The following is an 18,077-nucleotide window of genomic DNA, read 5'->3' on the forward strand; positions in this document are numbered from 1 at the left end:
ATAGCCGCGCTCACGGCCAAGCGCGATCAGCGCACGCATCTGGCGTTGGCGCTCCTCGTCCTGGCGCGCCATCGCTGCGACGTCCAGCAGTGTTGCGACGCCCGGCGTCTTTTCCTTTGGGGCGCGGCGGCTGGTCTTCGACGTGACCGCGATCACGCGGGATGCTGAATCGTCGCGAACTGGGTTTGCCAATACATTCTCCTCGACAGAGTTGGCCGACGATCGTCGCGGACGTGACGGCTGGTCAAGCCTGTCGGGGTGCGAACGAAATCGTGGGATGGCGCACGGACAGTCGAGGCCGGAATGCCTCTCGCGGATTGTGGTGCGCGCAGAATGGCGAGCCCTAAATTCTACCGGCCGATATTGTGCGACGCAACTTTCGGTCAGGTGACGGTCGTCCTCGCTCACGCCCCGCTCTGTCGGCTTCCCCTTGTCGTATCTAGATTGGGTTACCCCTGTAAAACATACGGAAATCAAGGGGAGGTTTACCACCGACTCACAACAGGACCGCTTGCTGCAAAAGTTCCAGAGCTTTCAATTCGTCCAATCGACCCGTGCGTGCTTTACCTGCTAGCGTCTTGATCAATGCTTCCGCTATCGGTTCAATACCATGAAGATTGTCGAGGCTGGTCACGGAAGCGAAGGGGAGCGGTACTGGGTTTCGCTGCAGTATTGCGGAGGCGGGGAACGACTCACGGGTGGACGGTGTGGCTGCCGGGGCCTTGCCATCACTTTCTTCAAGTGTGCGACCGGCAAGGCCGACGGGGAAATCACTTACATGATCTTGCGGGCTGACGACGGTCGTCTCTTTCTCTCCTGCAATATCCGCCGAAACAGGTGAGAGGCTTTCCGAATCGCCTAGGGCGCCCGCGCGCGCCGCGTGCACCTTCTCATCGGCGAGCGTCCCTGGCACGCCATCGTTTGTTGCGACCGCAAGCGGCTCGTGTTGTTGAACGGACACGCGACCGCGCGGAGCAGGCGTAAGCATGCGCGACACCGACTCTGGAATCTCGGCTTCGGAGCGCGGGGTGTCCAACCAGCCAGTTGGCAATCCAAGTCGCTCCGTGAATCGGTTTGCTTCGACACTGTCCATGCGTTTCTTGCCATGTAGCCGATGCGCCATGTTGGATCCACTCATCGCCATGACCACACCAAGTCTTGCTTTCGATCCATTGCGACTGGTGAGAACGTGGAGGTTAGCGCGTCGGATGTTTTCTACCTCGGCGCTGTCGCTTAATGCCAGCGATTGCTGTTGGGGCGCTTTGGGAGACCTCTTGTATTTCGAAGGTGAGGCTTTTAGCGGCGCATCGGGTTTAGGCTGTTCGGCCATTTCGCGTCGATTGTTCTTGACGGCTCTGTGCGCTCCCCTAGCTGCTTTCTTTGGCATTTGCGCTTCCTTGGACAAACTATCTTTAAGAAATGGTTGTTGATCGACGTTTAGGGCAGAAGCCGGCTTAAGTGCTTCAGACTCCGCGCCTGGTCCGTCGTCCGTTTGAATGAAGTCGAGCGGTGACTTCAGACGAGCGATGGTCTCGGCCGCGAGCGCAGGATTGGGGTGGTCGAAAAATCCATGCGGCAACCCAAGCGTGGTTTCCATGTGAAAGGCGGTCTCGGGCGTGAACCTCTCGCCCTTCATCAGCTCGGCCACTCGCGTCATGTTGGATTCAAGTGCTATCGCGATATTCTCTGCGCCCACCGCATCGACCAGAAACTGAAACGATCGTGTTTTGAAAATGGAGGCAGTCTGGGTGGAATCTCGAGGAGGCGTCTTCACATACGGTTGTCCCTGCCGGTTGGACGGGGGGTTCTTTACGTGGCGAGGTTGGCGTTGGCCGCTGTCCCGAGATCCCGCATATCGCCCGCGGGCTTGACTCATAAAGTAGGGCTCCATGCGATTATTCTGAATTTTTCATTATAGACGAGGCAATGTCGGCATTTGACGCGTCAGTCGCTCCATGGGGCGAAAACGTACCCCCTGGGAGGAGTTCAACAGCGTGGTCCGGTTGCAGCGCCGTATGGCGTCAGCGTTCGCATGTCCACTGCGATCCGGTAAAGCTTCGCCTGTACGGTATCCCATAGTTTCTTGTTCTGCCCGTAACAGGAAACCAATCCACGATCGATGCGCGCCGGTCCACATTCAACGCGGGAGCGCGAGGTAGCGATTGTTTCCGATTCGTCACGGAATTGTGGCATTGAGCGATAGCTTGCCGGCGTCCTGCGCGCCAATACGGCGACTCCCCACTTTTCATGCAGCCTGCCATGATCCGTCCAGAGATGGCGATGTCGGAAACAGCCGTTGCGAACGCCGCCACCCCGCAGCCCGCGGCGGCAACCGTGTAAAGAAGATCATCTCGCGGCCTTACGCGTAAAGTCGAGATAACAGTCCGAGATTCCGCAGGCGATTCACCTCAAGGTCCCCCGGGTGCCGCTCAGCTGATTGGTACTTTCGGCCCGGATATTGATCCCACCACGATGAAGCATTGCGCGTCCATCGCTACGACCCCGCCGCTGGCCGGAGCAATGATGTCGGGTACGTGCGCGCTCGTCTCGGGCCTCCACGTTTGACGGCGAGGAACAACACCCCCTCGAGATGGGGCCGCACGCCTCCATATCCGCTGCACGACACGCCCTGCGGCTGTTCCGCGCCACCTTTCGAACTGCGCGGTATCGCCGCCGGAAATCGCCGCCACGGCGAAAGCATGTGTTTTTCAGCGCAAGCACAGACCGATTTGGCTCGATTACGGCAACCGACGCTTCCATGCACACGCCCAACGGGAAGCGCGATCGCGAGAGCGAAAAGATCGGGAGAAGGGGGATCGTACGCTCAGCGTGCTCATTCGCGACCGGGCCGTGGTGATGCAAACGCGAAAAACTCACCCGTGCTCCGGGCGACGCGCGCCATTGACTTTCAGACCGGAATTGCTTCGCAAGCGCATCCATATCGTGTCGGAGAGATGTTTTGGGGTGCTGTTTTTCATGAAATAGTCGGATGCTGTCGATGTTTCGGTGGCGGCTCACGTATCTGAGTACGCTTGTATTGCGGAATAATCTATGCTGTGTGTATTCTTCGCTTTCGCACGCGCACCGACCCGAGTGATATTGCGGTCGGAAGAAGCGCGACGAGCTAAGAAAAATTCCGATAGGGAGGTAGCAATGGCAACGTTGGAAGTCATTCAGTCGAAGATCGCGAAACTGCAAAAGCAAGCCGAGGCCATGGTCGCGAAGCAGGCGACGGCCGGCCTGGAAAAGATCCGCGAATTGATGGAAAAGCATGGATTGACGATCGCGGACGTCGAGGGCTTCGTCGGTCGGAAGCGTGGCCGGCGAGCGGGCACGGCTGCGGCGGTGAAAAAGGCAGGTGCCGCCAAACAGACGAAGCGCGTCGTGCCGGCTAAATATCTCAATGCGAAGACTGGCGAAACGTGGAGTGGTCGAGGCCGCGCTCCGGCATGGATCAAGGACGTGAAGGACCGCTCCCGTTTCCTGATCGAGGCCGCTACCGAGAGAAATAGCGCCGTCCCAACTGCCCCGAACAAGCCCGCAGCCAAGAAAGCAACGGCCAAGAAGGCGGCTTCGAAAACCCCAAAAGCGGAATCGAAGCCCGTGAAATCGGTGCGCGCGACTGTGGCTCGTAAGCAGGGCCGTCCGTCGAGCAGCGTTCCCGCAAAAAAGACGCGTAGCCGACGGCCAGTCGTCGCGAAAAAAACAGCTCGAAAGGCTGATGCGGCGGTCACGCCGGAAGTCGTCACGGAAGCCGCGAGCGAGTAACGCTGCGGATTGGGTGGATGAGCGGTCTGGAGACGTGGATCCCGGCCGCTCATGCTCATATTTCCGCCGCCGCGGTAGTCGTCTTTAACCCCCATACTGCGCTCGAAGTGCGAGGTAGGAGCGACCTGAATTCGCTTCATACGATGATCACGCGTCCCGTATCCCCGCGCTCGGCCCGCATCGTGGTGCGGCGCTCGCCCATTCATGGCCGCGGCGTCTTCGCGCACCGCGAGCTTGACGCGGGTGAAGTGCTCCTCGAATCCACCGGTGAGCGTGTCGATTGGGTGGTCGCCGTGGCAAGACCGCCGGCCGATCCGGCCAATCCCCACCACACCTTCTTCTTCGATCTCGGCGGTGGCCACGTCTTCGATGGCGCAGCAGGGGGGAACTCGTCGCGTTGAATCAACCATTCGTGCGCGCCGAACTGCGAGGCGGAAGAGCGGGGCGGCCGGATTTTCATTCGGGCTTTGCGTGCGATCGGTCCCGGGGAAGAGATCGGCATCGACTACGCCCTCACGGTCGAGGGGCGCGTGACGCGCGCGATGCGAGATCGATTTGCATGTCGGTATGGCGCGGCCACGTGCCGAGGCACGATGCTGGCCGTCCGGATGCGCCGCGAGCGGGGGCGCGAAGCGGGAACCACCGGCACGGCGCAAGAGGGGTGTCAGCCGTCATCCCCAGTGTGACCCGACACTGTCCGGCCAACGGTCCGCGTGCTGGAGCGGCCCGGAGCCGACCGGATCGTTGTGTCGTGGCGGCAAGCCGGGCGCGTCTGCTACAGCGAACAGATCTGGACTGCATCGACGGCGACCGTCGGCGGCATTTGCGCGATGTCGGGCCGGGTTTACGAACCCGGTGACGCGGTATTCGAGCCCACCGGTTCACCGGTGCCCGTCAACAGTGCGGAGCGCATCTGCGCAAGCGGCGTCGCGCATATTCCCGTCGACGAGATCGTGTAATGACGCGTCTGCTGGCGGGTGTGCCGGGGTCGCGATGAAGTGTCGATCCGGTGCCGCGACCGACAGCAATTGCGTGGCCGCTCTTTGCAGCGTCGAGCCGGATTGTGGATTGGACCCGCCTCATTGTGTGAGGCGCCTGACGCATGAACCTCCCGCACATGTCGCCGCAGTTTCGGCCGACGAGCACCGGCGGCACGTATCGTGTTTGGCACCACGCCTGGGCGGACGTCAGGCGTGTTCCATCCTGGCAGCTCGCCGCCTTCCGGATAGGATTACTGATTTCGTGTCACTGAGCGAATGCGCGCGCCGGGCCACGAGCGACTTGACCGCAAAGCGCGCGAGGTCGATCGGGATGGGACCGTGCCGGCACTTTCAGATGGTCGGCCGGCCTGCATTCATCTGATCGGAGGGCAGCCATCACGACAGGTGGGTCAATCGACCGGGTGCCCGCGGACGACACGATTCGCAGGTCATCGAATGTGCGGCACCCGCTCGGCGTGCCAACGGGTTGCCGCAGCGCTACCTGAAACCATCTCTGGAATAGGAGACGCGGCCGTTCCGGCAAGGAAGCGCTTGAACTGGAGCTCGGCCTCGATCACCTCGTGCAGTGGCGCGACATCCAGCTGCCAATCGTGCAGTACCAGCAGCCTTTCGACGGCTGGCACCGCGTCCTCTGCAAGAACCCATTCATTCGACTGGTCAGCGTGCGCGTACGCGGCCTCGACTGCACGCTCGACCGTCTTGCAGCACTCGACGGGTTCGTCTCCGAAGCCTGCCCGCTGTAGAAACCACGCGATGTAGGCGACGCGAATCAGCTCGTTGAACAGATAAGGGTTCCCGTGGCCGTCCCGGCATACGGCCAGTGCGAGGTGATAGGACAAGGACTGTTCCCGTACGGACGTTTTGTCCATCGGCAACAACATCGTCTTGGTCAGGGTGCGTCGGGGTGGGGAGGCCCTTCCGCGACTGTGCTTCGAACTCATCTTGCGTGGCACCACACTACCGGGAAAATCGTCTTTCCTGACACGTCCGTTGAACCGCCATCGATCAGCCGTTCACGGCGTCTTTGAAGGCTTTGCCGGCGGTAAACTTGACCGTCTTGGCGGCCGCGATCGTGATGGTTTCCCCAGTCGACGGATTGCGGCCGTTGCGTTCGGCGCGCGCACCGGTCGAAAAAGAACCAAAGCCGATCAGCTGCACCGTATCTCCGCGCGTGACCGCCTGCGTCACGGTCTCGAGAATGGCATCAATGGCGGCGCCAGTGCTGGCTTTGCTGTCGCCGGTGGAGGCGGAAACGGCGTCAATCAGTTCTTGCTTGTTCATTCGTCAAATCCTCGATCAGGTCCGCCAGACGCGGACTCGGCCACTACCCTATAACATTCACTGCCGACCTTGCAACCTTTGCAGCTTCGGCCGGCGCGGATTTCGCCAGCGACGTCGACCCGCAGGGCAAGGTCAACGCCGACCAAGCTGGCGGTCGGCTGAACCCGTGACCATCTACCGCATTGGCCGTCACGGATCGCCGACTCAGGTGGCGAACGGCGCCTGACGATACCGCCCGCAGAGACCGCGGACGGCTTGCGCGTGTCGCGCACGATGATGCGACGCCGTTCAGCACGGCGCAATGGCCGAAGACTTTACATCTATCGCGACCGCTGCAACGGGTGAGCCTCGCAATCCCTCAGGCAGGTGGCAAAAGGCGATGGCCGCAAGTGATTGGGGTATCCACGACGGCCAGTTGATGCGAAGTCCGGACGCTGGAAATGGGGCGACGGATGGGCAAGCCTCGTGGTGGGTGGTCATCGAGTCGATGCGTAACCGTGCCCGGATCGACGCGGGCCGATCCGCGTCTGCAGCGTCTCTCATCTGACGGGCGAGCAGCGGCTGCGGAGGCCGGTTCAGTCGACATTGCCACTGCTACTGCGCCGCATCGTATTGGGTTGCCGCCCCATGATCCCGCCTTCTGCGCCTTGTGCCACTGAGCAGGGTGGATAAGGCGCCATGCGTTCGCGCATGTTCGATACGGAACGACGCGTGGCGTCGGTTCCAGGCACCTGTCACGTCGAGTGCTGGTGTACCCCGTTAAGGCCATTCGCAGAAGTCCTGATGGATTGCGTGAGGCGGCACCGAACCGCCTGCTGCTACAATCGCCGCTTATTTTCCAGTGAGTTTGACGGGATGGGCTTCGAACAACTTGCGACGTTGCGCGACCAACTTGCGAGCAACGCTGAGCGGGAGCGGGCGACGAAGACGCGGCGAAAGCGGGGCGCGTCGCAGCGGATACCGTCGAATCCCCCGGATCCGGTGGTATTGACGATCGCGAAACTCCAGAAGCGGTTTCCCCAGACTTTCCCGAGAAATCCGGCGCCCAAGGTCCCCGTCAAGGTTGGCATTCTCGAGGACTTGATCCATCGGGCCCAGGAACTCCGCTTGAGCGAGGCCGAGCTGCGAGACGCCATGAAGACCTGGTGTCGAGGACACCGCTACTGGACCTGCCTCGTTGACGGTGCCGTACGCGTCGATCTGACGGGCAGTGAAGCAGGGCGGGTATCGCCGGCAGATGCCGCGCGCGCCAGGATGCTGACGGCACGTCGTCCTGCTGGGGCGGCGTCACCATCGGCAACCGCCGAGCAGCCCGCGAATTAGCGAAGCGAATTGGATGCCCCGTGGCGGGATCCCACAGTATCGATCAACACGACTTCCCCATGACGACCAGCAAAATTCAGGCGCTGAATCAGCAACTTGGCCACGTCAACTTGCTCCTTGAAGAAGCCCGAAAGCAAGAGAAGGCGGCCGTCCTGGCTTCGATTCGAGAGCAGGTCAAGGAGTACGGCATCACGGAGCTGGAACTGTTACGCGCGGCCGGCTTCGTGAAGGACAAGCCGAAAAAGTTGCCCGCCAAATATTACGACCCGTCATCGGGCAGATCGTGGTCGGGTCACGGCGCCTGCCCGAAATGGCTGATCGGCAAGAACCTGGATGACTATCTGATCCGGCCGCCGGCGAAGCCTTGGTGGCCCGGCGAGAGCTGAGCGTGCCGGTCAGTCTTCGCGCGCGCAAAATGCCTGGTGAGGAACAACGGGCGCGACGGCTGTCGCCGTGATTGGTCACGATGCATTCAGTGATAAGCCATGGAAACCACTATCCTGTTGGCACCCTAAATTGTGCGAGAATGCGTGCCGCCGCGGGTGTAGCTCGATTGGTCGCCGGTTCAAGTCCGGCCAGGCCCACCACGCGAGCCCGGATGGTGAAAGCGGTAGACACAGCGGACTTAAAATCCGCCGCGCCCTGACCGATGCGTGCCGGTTCGAGTCCGGCTCCAGTACCAGACTCTCGCCCGCGCCCAGCGCCCTTCCTAATGACCATCTCAACAGTGCGCGGGATAACCACATCAATATCAATGGACAGTTGCGGCAAGGGCCACAAAATGCGGTCGTTGGCTGTGCCGCCTTTGACCGCCGAGCGGGGTGTGTGAAATGCGTCTAGGCGGTCACCAGCAGCACAAAAGGGAACGACAGCAACATATCGGTCGTTTGTTGGGACAGGCGCTGCCACTGAAGTAACACGCTCGTCAGGCTTTCAGGCTTTCAGGTTGAGTCGGGGGCCGCCCTTGCGACTGCTTGTCCAGCGCCTGCCGACTCCGAGCCGGTCGACATGTCGTTGCAGATCTCGGCCCCAGGGAAATCCACTGGCCTCACCCAGGTCACGCACCAGCTTGACCACTTTTACGCGCGTACAGCGCGACAGCAGTCCGTCGAGCACCTCCGGGCGGAGATTGGGCAGCGATGACGCGATATGGATGGCTTCCTCCAGCGACTGCCCCTTCTCGCGCCGCTTGCCCACGTCACTCGCGAGCTCGAGCAGGGCGCGCTCGGGCTCGGAAACAAGAATCGAGGGATCGAGATAGGGAAGTGTCGACAGCCCCGTGCCTTCCGACGGGCTCATATCGAACAAGCACGTCGTCTGCAGCGCATAGGGCATGTGTTCGTCTACCCAGTCAGGCATGACGTACGGACGTTCGGCCCAAAGAACAACGCGTTCTCGAGAATTCAGGTTGTGGCGCGCACCACGCCAATCCAGGGCCGTCTTGCCACCGACATGCAGACCGTGAATCCGTCGACTCAAATAAGCCAGAATCCCGTCACGCGTGGGCGCGTCGCCTGTCAACAGATAAGCCCCTTTCGACAGACGTTGGAGCCAACCGGCATTGACCAGATACGTGGTCAGTTGGGCGCTAATGCCGCTGTCGCGCAGCATCTGAGGATCAAGCGGTTCTCCGCGTCGAGCGTCTTCCATTAGGCGCTGGAGTGTCTTGCTGGCCATTCCGTCACGTATCCATCATTTTTCGAAAGCTCAGAGCGGTTGACCAAGAGGCTGCTCTGACATGATTTGAGAGCTAGAATTATCGCATTATTTGTATTTCGAGAGAATAATAAATGAAACTTGGTGCTGCGTCCGGTTGGGACGATGTCGATTACCGCTCGGCAAGGCGTTTCGGTGACGAGTGGCTGACCGAGAGCCACGTGGCGACGCTGTTCGTACCTTCTGTGGTCGCAGGGACGCAATGGAGCGAGCTCATGAATCCCGCGCATCCGCCGCTGCACGAATTACAATCGCACCGGCACTAGCCAGTGCGGTGGGACGGTCGCCTCCTTGAGCATTGACGGTGCGCGTGCGGGCACAAGGGGGCGATGCAGTCGCACACGCTGGCCCATTCTGTTTCGAGTGTCGAGAAACGGGCGTTGCAATATGGGCATTTCAGAAGGAATGCAGTAGCGTGGTCAAGGTTTCGCAACATGTGCCTCGTGGATCTCCTGTATGACGGACACCTTTGAATTGATTGCCATCTCCTTGCCTCCCGACATCGCGCCGGAGGCATTGCCGGCGACTGTGAAGTCGATGTTCGTCCGGCCGGGTTCCGGAAAGCATCCGTATGACACACGCCGGTATGGGTGATCTTGACGAGGACTTCGCCCTTGCGAGGCGGTTCGACGTCAATTTCGACGATCTCCAGCGGCTTACCCGGCTCAAATGCAACAGCGGCACGTGATTTCATGGCAGTCCTATTGAAAATTTCGTCGAGCGATTCGGCGTGTTGGCGATCCCTCGTCAGTTGGCACAAGCAGGGCGCGTTTCTTTTCGTCGGGAGAATGTGGCGTGGTGTTGCAAATATCGCGATACTGGCAGGTAGTATATGCAATGCGGGCGCGGAGTCTACTAAGGGGTTGTCGCTGTTGGCTCGATGTGCAAACAAACCGACCGCCCCGCGGCCGACCGATGAACTTGAGGCTGCCTGTCCGAAGCGACGGCCCGGTCTCCACCGGCCTCCGGCGAATTCGGCAAATCTTTGCTTACATAAGTCGCCTTTACGACGATATGCACCGGCAGGTGCGCGGAACCGATGACGAAATGCCGCGTACCGCCAGCGCCAGGAGGCCAGCGAGTGCGCCGCGACCGTACGGCGCACCCGAGCATTCCGGTATCAGGGCTTCGAAGTAAGCCGGTTGACCATCGCGTTCACGGCAAGCATCTGCGGGCCCGACTTCAATGCGTAGTTCTGGCCTGTATAGCCGAACCAATCCCAGCAACCCTGCGGATTGTATGGAATGGTCGAAGCGTTGACCTGCGGATACAGCACGACGATGTTGTTGGCATCGGCCCAGCTGTTATAGCTGGTCTTCTGATAGAAATCGTTACCTACGACATTCGCCGACTGCTTGCAACCATGGAATGCAACATGGACACGGCACGCCGTGCCTTGCGTGCAGGATTGCGGAACATAGGCATACGCGTCGTCGGCCATCCCGGTTGCGGCGCCGGCAAATTCACGCTGATTGAACGTGATGATTTTTCCGCCGGGTTGCGCAGCAGGGGGATTCAGCGGGCCGTAAATGAACTTCAGCAGTGCACCCGGCTGATCGTAGTTCTTGTGCGCGACCGCGCAATGGCTGATATAGGGCGCCGCGTTGGCAGGGCAGTCGTTGCCGAACGACGGCGTGATCAGCGCATGGCCGGCCGGCAGCGTGTTGACGTACGTGAGGTTGCCGTCGGGAACGCCGGCTTCCTTGAAGAACGATACCGTCGCGTCGACCGCTTGCTGGTACACCACCGTATCCTTGGTGCCGCTGAACACGTAGATGCGGTCGCGCTGCAGACCGTCCAGCGGGTCGATCTGACCGAGCGCGGCAAAGCCTTGGGCGGCACTCACCATCAGCGCGGGATTGGGCGGTACGAACGGCACTTGTCCCATGCAGATGCCGGCGTTGAACAGGTTGCCGGCGGCGCAGTAGTACGGGCCGCCGGCGACGACACCTGCACCGATCACTGAGTTGGAATAGGCGACCTGGTATTGAACGGCCATGAATGCGCCGGACGAAAGGCCAGAGACCGAAGTATGAGCAGGATCGGCCCCAAGGGCCGGCAGCGGATCGGCAGCAAATACGACACGGGAACACAACGCGGCGCCAATAATGGCAGCAGCCAGGGCACAGTGGAATTTCACGGCGATACTCCTGTTTCGTCGAGGGTTCGAATGCACGAAGCGTCTGTAAGCAGAGTGGTCGAATGCCTGTTTTCGGCGTTGTTCAAGCCATATTGGATCTCCCCGTAATGTGTGAGCGCCCGATGGGGTATTGCGGGCGGTTCGCCGCGCCCCGACGATAGTCGCGGGGCGAATCATTCCGGAAACTCAAGTTTGTTTCAACGGCACGGCTATACCATTTTTTACTTATTCACCCGACCACACGTGCCGTTACCGATGTGCGAAACCGGCGTGCGCGGAATGTGTTTTGCTCAATTCCTGGTCAAACACGCAAACAATTGTGGCCAGTGTTCCGCAGAATGCGTTGGCGTTCTGCGCCATCGCGCTCATGGGTGATACGCTTTTGCTACGGTCGAAACCTCTAAAGCGCCCGCGTCATGACCCGAGCAAAAACGAAAGCGCGATTTCTCATTTTTAACATCGAAGAGCCTGAACGCAGTAATCGTGGGCACACAGGTCTGCCGCTCGGATGGCGATTTTGCCATCGTGCAGATGACGGTTTCGAGACGGCTCGCAAAGTTTCGTTGATATGACATGCAACGGGATTTTCACACATGCATGGAAACCTCACTGGGGAACTGGGCACGGACCGAAATGGAAAACGTACCTCCGTCATTTGACGGCCGTGGAAATCACTTCATCTTTGACGGAACACGTCGCACGAGGCAAATGCGAAAAATTCCGGCGAATTGCTGAAAATGATACGCCGGCGCAAGAGGGGAAATTCGGTAAGCCGGAGGGTCACGCAAAGCGACGATTGGCGTGAAAAAATCGGGCACCGTGGCGGTGCGCCAGGCATCTCCGAAGCGCTGTTCGCGACCGCGCTCGGGCTGGTCGCGAGCGATCCGGCGCGGGCCGATCGAATCGACGTAAAACGGGTCACGTTCAAGCGCCCGCGCCATGACATGCTCGCCGTACTCGACGACGCGCATCCAGGTTTGCCGGTGCTAGTGCCGGGCAGCGACCAGCTTGCGCCAGAGGATGCGCAGACACTCGGCGGCGTGAGATTCGTCACGGCTTCTCGCCGCATTATCGAACTGCTGGCCGAGCGGCACGGTTTTCCGAAAGTGCATTGATCGCACTACGCCGCATGGCGCGGCGTGGTGTTCGTCACTCGTGAAAGCGGATGAATTGCGCCGACGACCACACCTTGCTGTCGTTGCGCTGCCGCCCGAAGAAATACACGGGGCGATGCCCGAACCGCGCATTGCCGGGCGCGACGTCGATGTTGCCCGCGAGGTCGACGGGCAGTGCCCGGTCCGTAAGCCGCTCGACCGCAACGAACAGCTCGGTGCCGCCGAGCGCGTGCGTTGCTGCGCCGCGCGCGAGCAGCTCCGTGCCACTAATCTCGAAGCGGAACGCGGGCGCATGCGCGAACGGATTGCGCTGCAGCGGATCGCCGGTCTTGACGAAGCCGTCGATCGTTCCTTCGACCACGATCGTCGCATTGGCGAGATTGCCGACGTCGATCTCGATGCTGTCGGCATCGCCATAGGTGTCGCTGCGGAACTCAATGTCGGTTGCGCCGGTGCGCCATGCCGACTCCTCGACATGCTCGAACCCGTTCGACCCGAAACGGTGGATCGTGCCGTTGACGATGCGGATCCGGCCGCGCCATGCGGCCCAGCGGTAGCGATCGCGGATGCGTGCGCCGCCCCAGCGCACGCGGATCAGGCGTTCCGCATAGCCGAGTTCCGCGTGCAGGTCGCGTTCCCACAGCAGGCCGTCGTGATCGTAGGCGGCCACGTATTCCCAGCCTGCCTCGCCGAGCAGCCGGTAGTCGAGTCGCGCGGGCCCGTGATGAGCGAACGCATCACCTTGCCAGTGATCGCCGCAGCGCACGAGGATCGCGCTGTGCTCGCCGGTGGTCGCCCAGGTGCGGCGCGCGCGCAGCGCTTCGCCGACGCTGCGCCGGTCGAGCGCCGTCGCGAGCACGCCTGTCAGCCCGCCGTGCACGCCGAATACCTGCACGCCCGGCGCGCCGCCGCCGGGCCGGCCGCGATGCTCGTCGCCGCTCGCGGCCACGCCGAGCCGGTAGCCGCGCGCGATCACGTCCTGGTACAGCCACTCGAAATGCCCCCACGACGACGCGATCTCGACAAGCCGTTCGAGTTCCGGGTGATGCCAGTCCGGAATGTAGCGGCGACCGCCCACGTGCGGCATCACAAGATGCTGCGCGGCGTCGCCCGCATACGCGTCCCACAGTTCTTCGACGGGCCAGCGGCCAAGCTCGACCGCGCTGCCCGTCATGTCCTCGTTCCAGACGAGCGTGCGGTTGTGCTCGCCGCGTGCGTTGTACGGAAAGTCCGGCCGTGCATCGCCGAGGAACATGACGTTGTGGTCGCCGCCCGCGGTTGAGCTGCCGCACCATTCCTGCACCGGATAGACGACGAACCGTCCGGGCTCGTTGAAGCGTTCGACGGCGTCGACGCCGAGCTGCCAGTTCTCGTCGGTGATCTGGAAATCGTTCGCCGTGTAGCCGAGCACGTCGATGCCGCCGATGTCGCGCGCATAGCGCGCGTTGTACTCGGGGCTGTTCGTGCCGACCGTGTCGTGCGCGTGCACGTGCAGGTCCGCATACAGGGCGCGCGGCGCGGGCTGCGACGCGTCGACCGTCAGCCGCGCCTGCGCCACACGCACGTCAGGCCGCGCGGGGACGTCGGCCACGATGCGCAGCGCGCCCGCGTCGACAGGCAGGTCGTCCACTGCGCAGGTCGCGAATCCCGCGTCGGGCAGCGCGTGGTCGCGACGGTAGACAGCTGCGCCGCGTTCGTCGTATGCGACCACGCGCACGATGCCGCCGACGTCGCGGCACGCATTGCCCCAGCGGTCCTGCAGCGACAGCCGGAACGGCGCGCGCGTACCGGGCCGCACGAAGCGCGGGCCGTTCAGCAGCACGTCGGACGGCGGGCCGGGGCGGATGTCGATCGACACGTCGCCGGGCACCGCGACGAACCGCGACGTGCCGAGCGGATCGACGTAAAGCCGGAACCGGAAGTTGTCCTCGGCGAACGTCTGCACGCGCGTGCCGGGGCCGCGGCGGCGGTCGCCGAGGCGGATCACGATGCGATCGCCGGCATTCACGTAGCCGTCGACGATATCGACGATCACCGCCTTCTGGAACGGCCGCTCGTGTCCCTTCTGGTCGAACCGCACGTTGAGCGCCTGCACGGTGGCCGGGCTCTGCCCGGGCACGAGCGGCGCCGCCTGGTATTCGGCGCTGATGTAGTTGGCGGCGGTCGGATCGCTCGTCTGGAACAGCGCACAGTCCGAATAGAACTTGAAGGTCGCCTTCAACCAGCCGCCGTCGGCGATGCCGGACGAGCCGACTTCGTAGTCGAGCACGATCTCGCTCCAGTCGCCGGCTTCGATGCGCGCGACGTTGCAGCGCACGCGCCCAGCGAACGGCAGGCGCTTGTGGCGTTCGTACAGGCCCGCCGGCGCGACGTGCGGGCCGAGCCGGTCGCGCAGTGCGGCGGCGCGCGCATCAAGTGTGGCGAGGGTGTCGTTGGCTTCGTTCATGGGCGGGCTGATAAAAGTCGAGGGAAAGAGGCGCGCTTCAATGTTCAATGCGCGAACGGCCAGGGCGCGGCCGGATTCCAGACCGGGACGCCGAGCCACGCTCACGCACAGGCCGTACGCGATCGCGATCAGCACCGACACTGCGCCGACCTTCGCGTAGTCGGCCGTCGAGAATGCGCCGCTGCTGTATGCGATCACGCCAGCGGTGATCTGCGTGGGCAACAGGTACGCGAAGCTGTCGGTGTCGCTGACGAGCATCGTGAACGCGACCGGATGCAACCCGAGGCGCGGCGCCAGCGCGATCGCGATCGGCGCGATCATCGTGACGGCCGCGACGTTCGACAGCATGCCGATGCGGATCACGTGGGTGCCGAGCATCACGATCGCAATCGTGAGCCACCAGCCGTGCCCCTGCGCGGCGGCATAGATGTGATCGGCTGCCCAGCCCGCGAGCCCCGACGAACTGATCGCCGCCGACAGCGACAGCGCGCCGGCCAGCAGGAACAGCGTGCCCCAGATCGTGCGCTGCTCGACCTCGGCCCAGCCAAAGCGCAGCACGCCCGGCGCGAACAGCAGCGCGAGCGCGACCAGCGCGACGATCTCCGACGGCAGGTGATGCAGCGGTTCGGTCGCCCACATCGCCGCGACGGCCGAGAACAGCGCGAGCACGACGCGCCCGTCGCGCTCGCGCAGACCTGCATGCTGCCCGACGCGCGCGCGGTGACGCGTGCGCAGGCCGAAAGCCTGCCGTCTTACGAGATGCTCGAGCGTCTGCTCGGCTGGCAAATCGTCGATGCGGACATGACGGTCACGGCGGTGGCGGCGCCGGATGACATTGCCACGCTGTTGGGGACGGGGAAACAGGCGCCGTTGTTGGTTTTGCGGCGTACCTCCCGGCTGGCGGACGGCCGGACGTGCGAATCGACGGTGTTTCATATCCGGCCAGAGCGCTTCGATCTGGTGGTGCGTAGCGGTGTCGAAGCACGCTATGTTGGATGAGGCCGAACGGTGGGACGGCGAGCGTCGCCAAATTCGATATTGCGCCAATAGCGGATGCGATAGTTCCAGGGCGAGCTCATTCGGATGAGTTTGTGCAACTTGCAGGTGCCACACGACAAACCTGCCCCGCGAGCCCGTCGCGTTTGACGGGTTTCGGCGACGGTCCGAATGGCCGAATTGGGATGCAAGGCCGCGTAGCGGGAAGGTCAGTGCTCAACCGCAGCAATAATCCTTACCGCAAGGTGCAGCAGCGTTGTCGAGCCAACGCAGTCGCGTCATATCGGGTGCCGATGCGTTGCGCACCGGCTAAATCACTTATGATCTCTGGTTCCGGCGCGCGCCCGATGTTGCTGTCGAACGAAAATTATTGCGACTTGCCACACGCCAGTCATTGCCGACTTGCCTCTCTTTGTCATCGCAGCGCGATGACCGAAACCCAATCCGATGAACAAAAAAATGTCACCAGGTAATCCGGCCGACGCGTGGCCCCCAAGTGGCAATGCGAGCGACGGACCGCGTTCGTCCGTAGCACAGGCTCGTGCATCGCGCTTCGAACAGGCGGCGTTGCAGGCCGCGCATCCGATGTTCCTCTGTGACGCCAACGGGATGCTGAGCTGGGTCAATCGCGCGTTCGAAGCGCTGACCGGCTATCCGGCCGCAATGCACGTCGGTCGATCGACGATTCAGGCACTCCTGGCCTCACCGGACGGTGTGTCCTGTATTACACCTGTCGCGCAACTGAATGCTGGTCGTTGGTTCATAAGCGGGCGTTTGGACGCATTGCGGCTCGTGCGGGTCGACATATCGCGGCTTGATGATGCACCTGCTTCGGATGATGACGCGAGCGCGGGTGAAGATTGCAGCTACCACGCGCATGCAATCGACGAATACGTCGGTCTCCTGGTCGAATGCGCGCACGAACAGCGGTCGGACGTCGAGCGCTGGTACGCGTCGCATTTCGACGATGCGATGCAATTGCCGAACCGCAGACTGTTCGCCGAGCGGCTCGACCTGCGTATTACGCGTGCGCGTGCTGTTCGTGAACGTTTCAGCGTCGTGATGTTCGCGGTGTCCGGTCTTGAAACGATCCGCAATGCGCTTGGGCAGCCGGGCGTCGAAATGGTCGCGCAGGTGGTCGGCGAACGATTGCGGTCGCGCATCCCGCGCGCGCATGCACTCGCGAGTATCGGCGAAGGAAAATTCGCGTTGCTCAGCGACGAGGCATCGGAGGAATTGATCGACATGGTCGTTTCGCATGCGTGCGAGCCGGTCGAGTTCGTCGGTGCGCATCTTCGCGTGGCCGCTCACGCGGGCATCGCGACGTATCCCGTCAATGGCGAAGATGTCGACACGCTGATGCGCCGTACGGAAGTCGCGCTGTCGTCTGCGCGCGACGCGGGGGCGAACGGCGTTGTGCATTTCTCCAGCGCGCTCGATGTGCGTGCGGCGCGGCGATTCGAACTGGAATCGATGCTCGCCCGCGCACTCGAGCGACAGCAGTGCTGGCTGACGTACCAGCCCCAGGTGACGCTCGAGACCGGCGAAATTGCGCAGGTCGAGGCGCTGATGCGCTGGAAACATCCGTCACACGGCGAGATCAGTCCGGCCGAATTCATTCCGATCGCGGAACAGAGCGGATTGATCGACAAGATCGGTGAATGGGTGATCCGCACGGCGTGCCAGGAATTCGGCAAGCTGCGTCGCGTCGTCCCGCATCTGCCGCGCGTGTGCGTGAACGTATCGCCGCAGCAGTTCGAACGTGGCAATCTCCTCGAGATCATCCAGGACGCGCTGGATCGCAGCGGCCTCGCACCTCAGTGCCTCGAGATTGAGATCACCGAAGGCGTGCTGTTTGCCAACACGCAACGCGCACTCCAAACGATTCGCGCGATTCGCGAGCTCGGCGTCGAAGTCGCGGTCGACGATTTCGGGACTGGGTATTCGAGCCTGTCCTATCTGACGCGCTTCCCGGTCAACCGGGTCAAGATCGATCGCTCGTTCATCGCGGGGCTGCCTGACGACGCGGGAAGTTCGGAACTCGTTAGCGCGATCATCGCAATGGCGCATGCACTGAAAATGCGCGTGACGGCCGAGGGTGTCGAAACGGTGGAGCAGGCCGACCGGCTGCGCGAACTTGGATGCGACGAAGCGCAGGGCTTCTGGTACTCGCGGCCGCATACGATCGCGGCACTCAGGACCTTGCTGGCAAGCTGAAGTTACCGATCCCGGAACGGAGACGACTTCAGCCGCGCTCTGCGCGCGAGAGTGGCCACATCGCCGAAGCCGAT

At 62.2% G+C, this 18,077-nt stretch carries 17 protein-coding genes and 1 pseudogene; 11 read left to right on the forward strand and 7 right to left on the reverse strand.

The genetic code is table 11. From position 1 onward, the window contains the following. Positions 1–496: 496 nt before the first annotated feature. On the reverse strand, positions 497–1,876 hold the full coding sequence (locus tag ACV22Z_RS21215) for a hypothetical protein (protein WP_448078486.1): 1,380 nt from the start codon (positions 1,874–1,876) through the stop codon (positions 497–499). A gap of 1,277 nt (positions 1,877–3,153) precedes the next feature. Here ACV22Z_RS21215 and ACV22Z_RS21220 point away from each other — a divergent pair. Genes ACV22Z_RS21220 through ACV22Z_RS21235 form a run of 4 tightly spaced genes read left to right on the forward strand, consistent with a single transcriptional unit; the run spans position 3,154 to position 4,727 of the window. Continuing rightward, positions 3,154–3,768 (forward strand): H-NS histone family protein, encoded by a 615-nt coding sequence (locus tag ACV22Z_RS21220; RefSeq protein ID WP_448078255.1) that lies wholly within the window; start codon positions 3,154–3,156, stop codon positions 3,766–3,768. A 17-nt stretch (positions 3,769–3,785) separates the two neighbouring features. Continuing rightward, positions 3,786–4,169 (forward strand): hypothetical protein, encoded by a 384-nt coding sequence (locus tag ACV22Z_RS21225; protein ID WP_448078256.1) that lies wholly within the window; start codon positions 3,786–3,788, stop codon positions 4,167–4,169. Beyond that, complete coding sequence (locus ACV22Z_RS21230; RefSeq protein ID WP_448078487.1) at positions 4,170–4,454, forward strand: SET domain-containing protein-lysine N-methyltransferase; 285 nt, start codon at positions 4,170–4,172, stop codon at positions 4,452–4,454. It begins immediately after the preceding gene. Positions 4,455–4,481: 27 nt separating this feature from the next. After that, positions 4,482–4,727 carry a DUF3331 domain-containing protein gene (locus tag ACV22Z_RS21235; RefSeq protein WP_448078257.1) on the forward strand — a complete coding sequence of 82 codons (246 nt, stop codon included), beginning with the start codon at positions 4,482–4,484 and terminating at the stop codon, positions 4,725–4,727. Positions 4,728–5,197: 470 nt separating this feature from the next. On the opposite strand, the gene ACV22Z_RS21240 is transcribed toward ACV22Z_RS21235, so the two are convergent. Together ACV22Z_RS21240 and ACV22Z_RS21245 are read right to left on the reverse strand one after the other, a co-directional pair. Beyond that, positions 5,198–5,608: a hypothetical protein gene (locus tag ACV22Z_RS21240; RefSeq protein ID WP_448078258.1), complete on the reverse strand. Its 411-nt coding sequence runs from the start codon at positions 5,606–5,608 to the stop codon at positions 5,198–5,200. Positions 5,609–5,774: 166 nt separating this feature from the next. Further along, complete coding sequence (locus ACV22Z_RS21245; RefSeq protein ID WP_448078259.1) at positions 5,775–6,050, reverse strand: HU family DNA-binding protein; 276 nt, start codon at positions 6,048–6,050, stop codon at positions 5,775–5,777. A gap of 855 nt (positions 6,051–6,905) precedes the next feature. On the opposite strand from ACV22Z_RS21245, the gene ACV22Z_RS21250 reads away from it, so the two are divergent. Beyond that, positions 6,906–7,373: a ProQ/FinO family protein gene (locus ACV22Z_RS21250; protein ID WP_448078488.1), complete on the forward strand. Its 468-nt coding sequence runs from the start codon at positions 6,906–6,908 to the stop codon at positions 7,371–7,373. A 59-nt stretch (positions 7,374–7,432) separates the two neighbouring features. Continuing rightward, entirely contained in the window at positions 7,433–7,759 is a 327-nt protein-coding gene (locus ACV22Z_RS21255) for an H-NS histone family protein (protein ID WP_448078260.1), read from the forward strand. A gap of 547 nt (positions 7,760–8,306) precedes the next feature. Here ACV22Z_RS21255 and ACV22Z_RS21260 read toward each other — a convergent pair. Then, positions 8,307–9,050: a type IV toxin-antitoxin system AbiEi family antitoxin domain-containing protein gene (locus ACV22Z_RS21260; protein WP_448078261.1), complete on the reverse strand. Its 744-nt coding sequence runs from the start codon at positions 9,048–9,050 to the stop codon at positions 8,307–8,309. Positions 9,051–9,163: 113 nt separating this feature from the next. Here ACV22Z_RS21260 and ACV22Z_RS21265 point away from each other — a divergent pair, with 113 nt between their 5' ends. Together ACV22Z_RS21265 and ACV22Z_RS21270 are read left to right on the forward strand one after the other, a co-directional pair. Then, positions 9,164–9,355, forward strand: a complete 192-nt coding sequence (locus tag ACV22Z_RS21265) for an RES domain-containing protein (protein WP_448078262.1) — start codon at positions 9,164–9,166, stop codon at positions 9,353–9,355. Between the two features lie 190 nt (positions 9,356–9,545). Then, positions 9,546–9,683 carry a hypothetical protein gene (locus tag ACV22Z_RS21270; protein WP_448078504.1) on the forward strand — a complete coding sequence of 46 codons (138 nt, stop codon included), beginning with the start codon at positions 9,546–9,548 and terminating at the stop codon, positions 9,681–9,683. Here the strand turns inward: ACV22Z_RS21270 and ACV22Z_RS21275 are convergent. Both ACV22Z_RS21275 and ACV22Z_RS21280 read right to left on the reverse strand, forming a co-directional pair. Continuing rightward, positions 9,649–9,783 (reverse strand): annotated as a pseudogene (locus tag ACV22Z_RS21275) (S-(hydroxymethyl)glutathione dehydrogenase); the annotation flags it as partial. The gene ACV22Z_RS21270 and the pseudogene ACV22Z_RS21275 sit on opposite strands and share 35 nt — an antisense overlap. A gap of 426 nt (positions 9,784–10,209) precedes the next feature. After that, positions 10,210–11,229 carry an extracellular catalytic domain type 2 short-chain-length polyhydroxyalkanoate depolymerase gene (locus ACV22Z_RS21280; protein ID WP_448078263.1) on the reverse strand — a complete coding sequence of 340 codons (1,020 nt, stop codon included), beginning with the start codon at positions 11,227–11,229 and terminating at the stop codon, positions 10,210–10,212. 728 nt (positions 11,230–11,957) lie between these two features. On the opposite strand from ACV22Z_RS21280, the gene ACV22Z_RS21285 reads away from it, so the two are divergent. After that, positions 11,958–12,344: a DUF3088 family protein gene (locus tag ACV22Z_RS21285; RefSeq protein WP_448078264.1), complete on the forward strand. Its 387-nt coding sequence runs from the start codon at positions 11,958–11,960 to the stop codon at positions 12,342–12,344. Between the two features lie 34 nt (positions 12,345–12,378). On the opposite strand, the gene ACV22Z_RS21290 is transcribed toward ACV22Z_RS21285, so the two are convergent. After that, positions 12,379–15,459, reverse strand: coding sequence for an SLC13 family permease (locus ACV22Z_RS21290; RefSeq protein WP_448078265.1), 3,081 nt, complete (start codon positions 15,457–15,459; stop codon positions 12,379–12,381). A 30-nt stretch (positions 15,460–15,489) separates the two neighbouring features. Here ACV22Z_RS21290 and ACV22Z_RS21295 point away from each other — a divergent pair, with 30 nt between their 5' ends. Both ACV22Z_RS21295 and ACV22Z_RS21300 read left to right on the forward strand, forming a co-directional pair. Next, on the forward strand, positions 15,490–15,789 hold the full coding sequence (locus tag ACV22Z_RS21295; RefSeq protein ID WP_448078266.1) for a UTRA domain-containing protein: 300 nt from the start codon (positions 15,490–15,492) through the stop codon (positions 15,787–15,789). Between the two features lie 456 nt (positions 15,790–16,245). Next, positions 16,246–18,003: a putative bifunctional diguanylate cyclase/phosphodiesterase gene (locus ACV22Z_RS21300; protein ID WP_448078267.1), complete on the forward strand. Its 1,758-nt coding sequence runs from the start codon at positions 16,246–16,248 to the stop codon at positions 18,001–18,003. Positions 18,004–18,077 lie beyond the last annotated feature (74 nt).

The organism is Burkholderia sp. PU8-34 (assembly GCF_053427725.1).

Bases quoted from the DNA above. Each gene is read 5' to 3' on its own strand.
- ACV22Z_RS21255 (WP_448078260.1), top strand. From the start codon at position 7,433: ATGACGACCAGCAAAATTCAGGCGCTGAATCAGCAACTTGGCCACGTC.
- ACV22Z_RS21215 (WP_448078486.1), bottom strand. From the start codon at position 1,876: ATGAGTCAAGCCCGCGGGCGATATGCGGGATCTCGGGACAGCGGCCAA.
- ACV22Z_RS21270 (WP_448078504.1), top strand. From the start codon at position 9,546: ATGACGGACACCTTTGAATTGATTGCCATCTCCTTGCCTCCCGACATC.
- ACV22Z_RS21220 (WP_448078255.1), top strand. From the start codon at position 3,154: ATGGCAACGTTGGAAGTCATTCAGTCGAAGATCGCGAAACTGCAAAAG.
- ACV22Z_RS21300 (WP_448078267.1), top strand. From the start codon at position 16,246: ATGTCACCAGGTAATCCGGCCGACGCGTGGCCCCCAAGTGGCAATGCG.
- ACV22Z_RS21260 (WP_448078261.1), bottom strand. From the start codon at position 9,050: ATGGCCAGCAAGACACTCCAGCGCCTAATGGAAGACGCTCGACGCGGA.
- ACV22Z_RS21250 (WP_448078488.1), top strand. From the start codon at position 6,906: ATGGGCTTCGAACAACTTGCGACGTTGCGCGACCAACTTGCGAGCAAC.
- ACV22Z_RS21265 (WP_448078262.1), top strand. From the start codon at position 9,164: ATGAAACTTGGTGCTGCGTCCGGTTGGGACGATGTCGATTACCGCTCG.
- ACV22Z_RS21295 (WP_448078266.1), top strand. From the start codon at position 15,490: ATGCTGCCCGACGCGCGCGCGGTGACGCGTGCGCAGGCCGAAAGCCTG.
- ACV22Z_RS21225 (WP_448078256.1), top strand. From the start codon at position 3,786: ATGAGCGGTCTGGAGACGTGGATCCCGGCCGCTCATGCTCATATTTCC.
- ACV22Z_RS21245 (WP_448078259.1), bottom strand. From the start codon at position 6,050: ATGAACAAGCAAGAACTGATTGACGCCGTTTCCGCCTCCACCGGCGAC.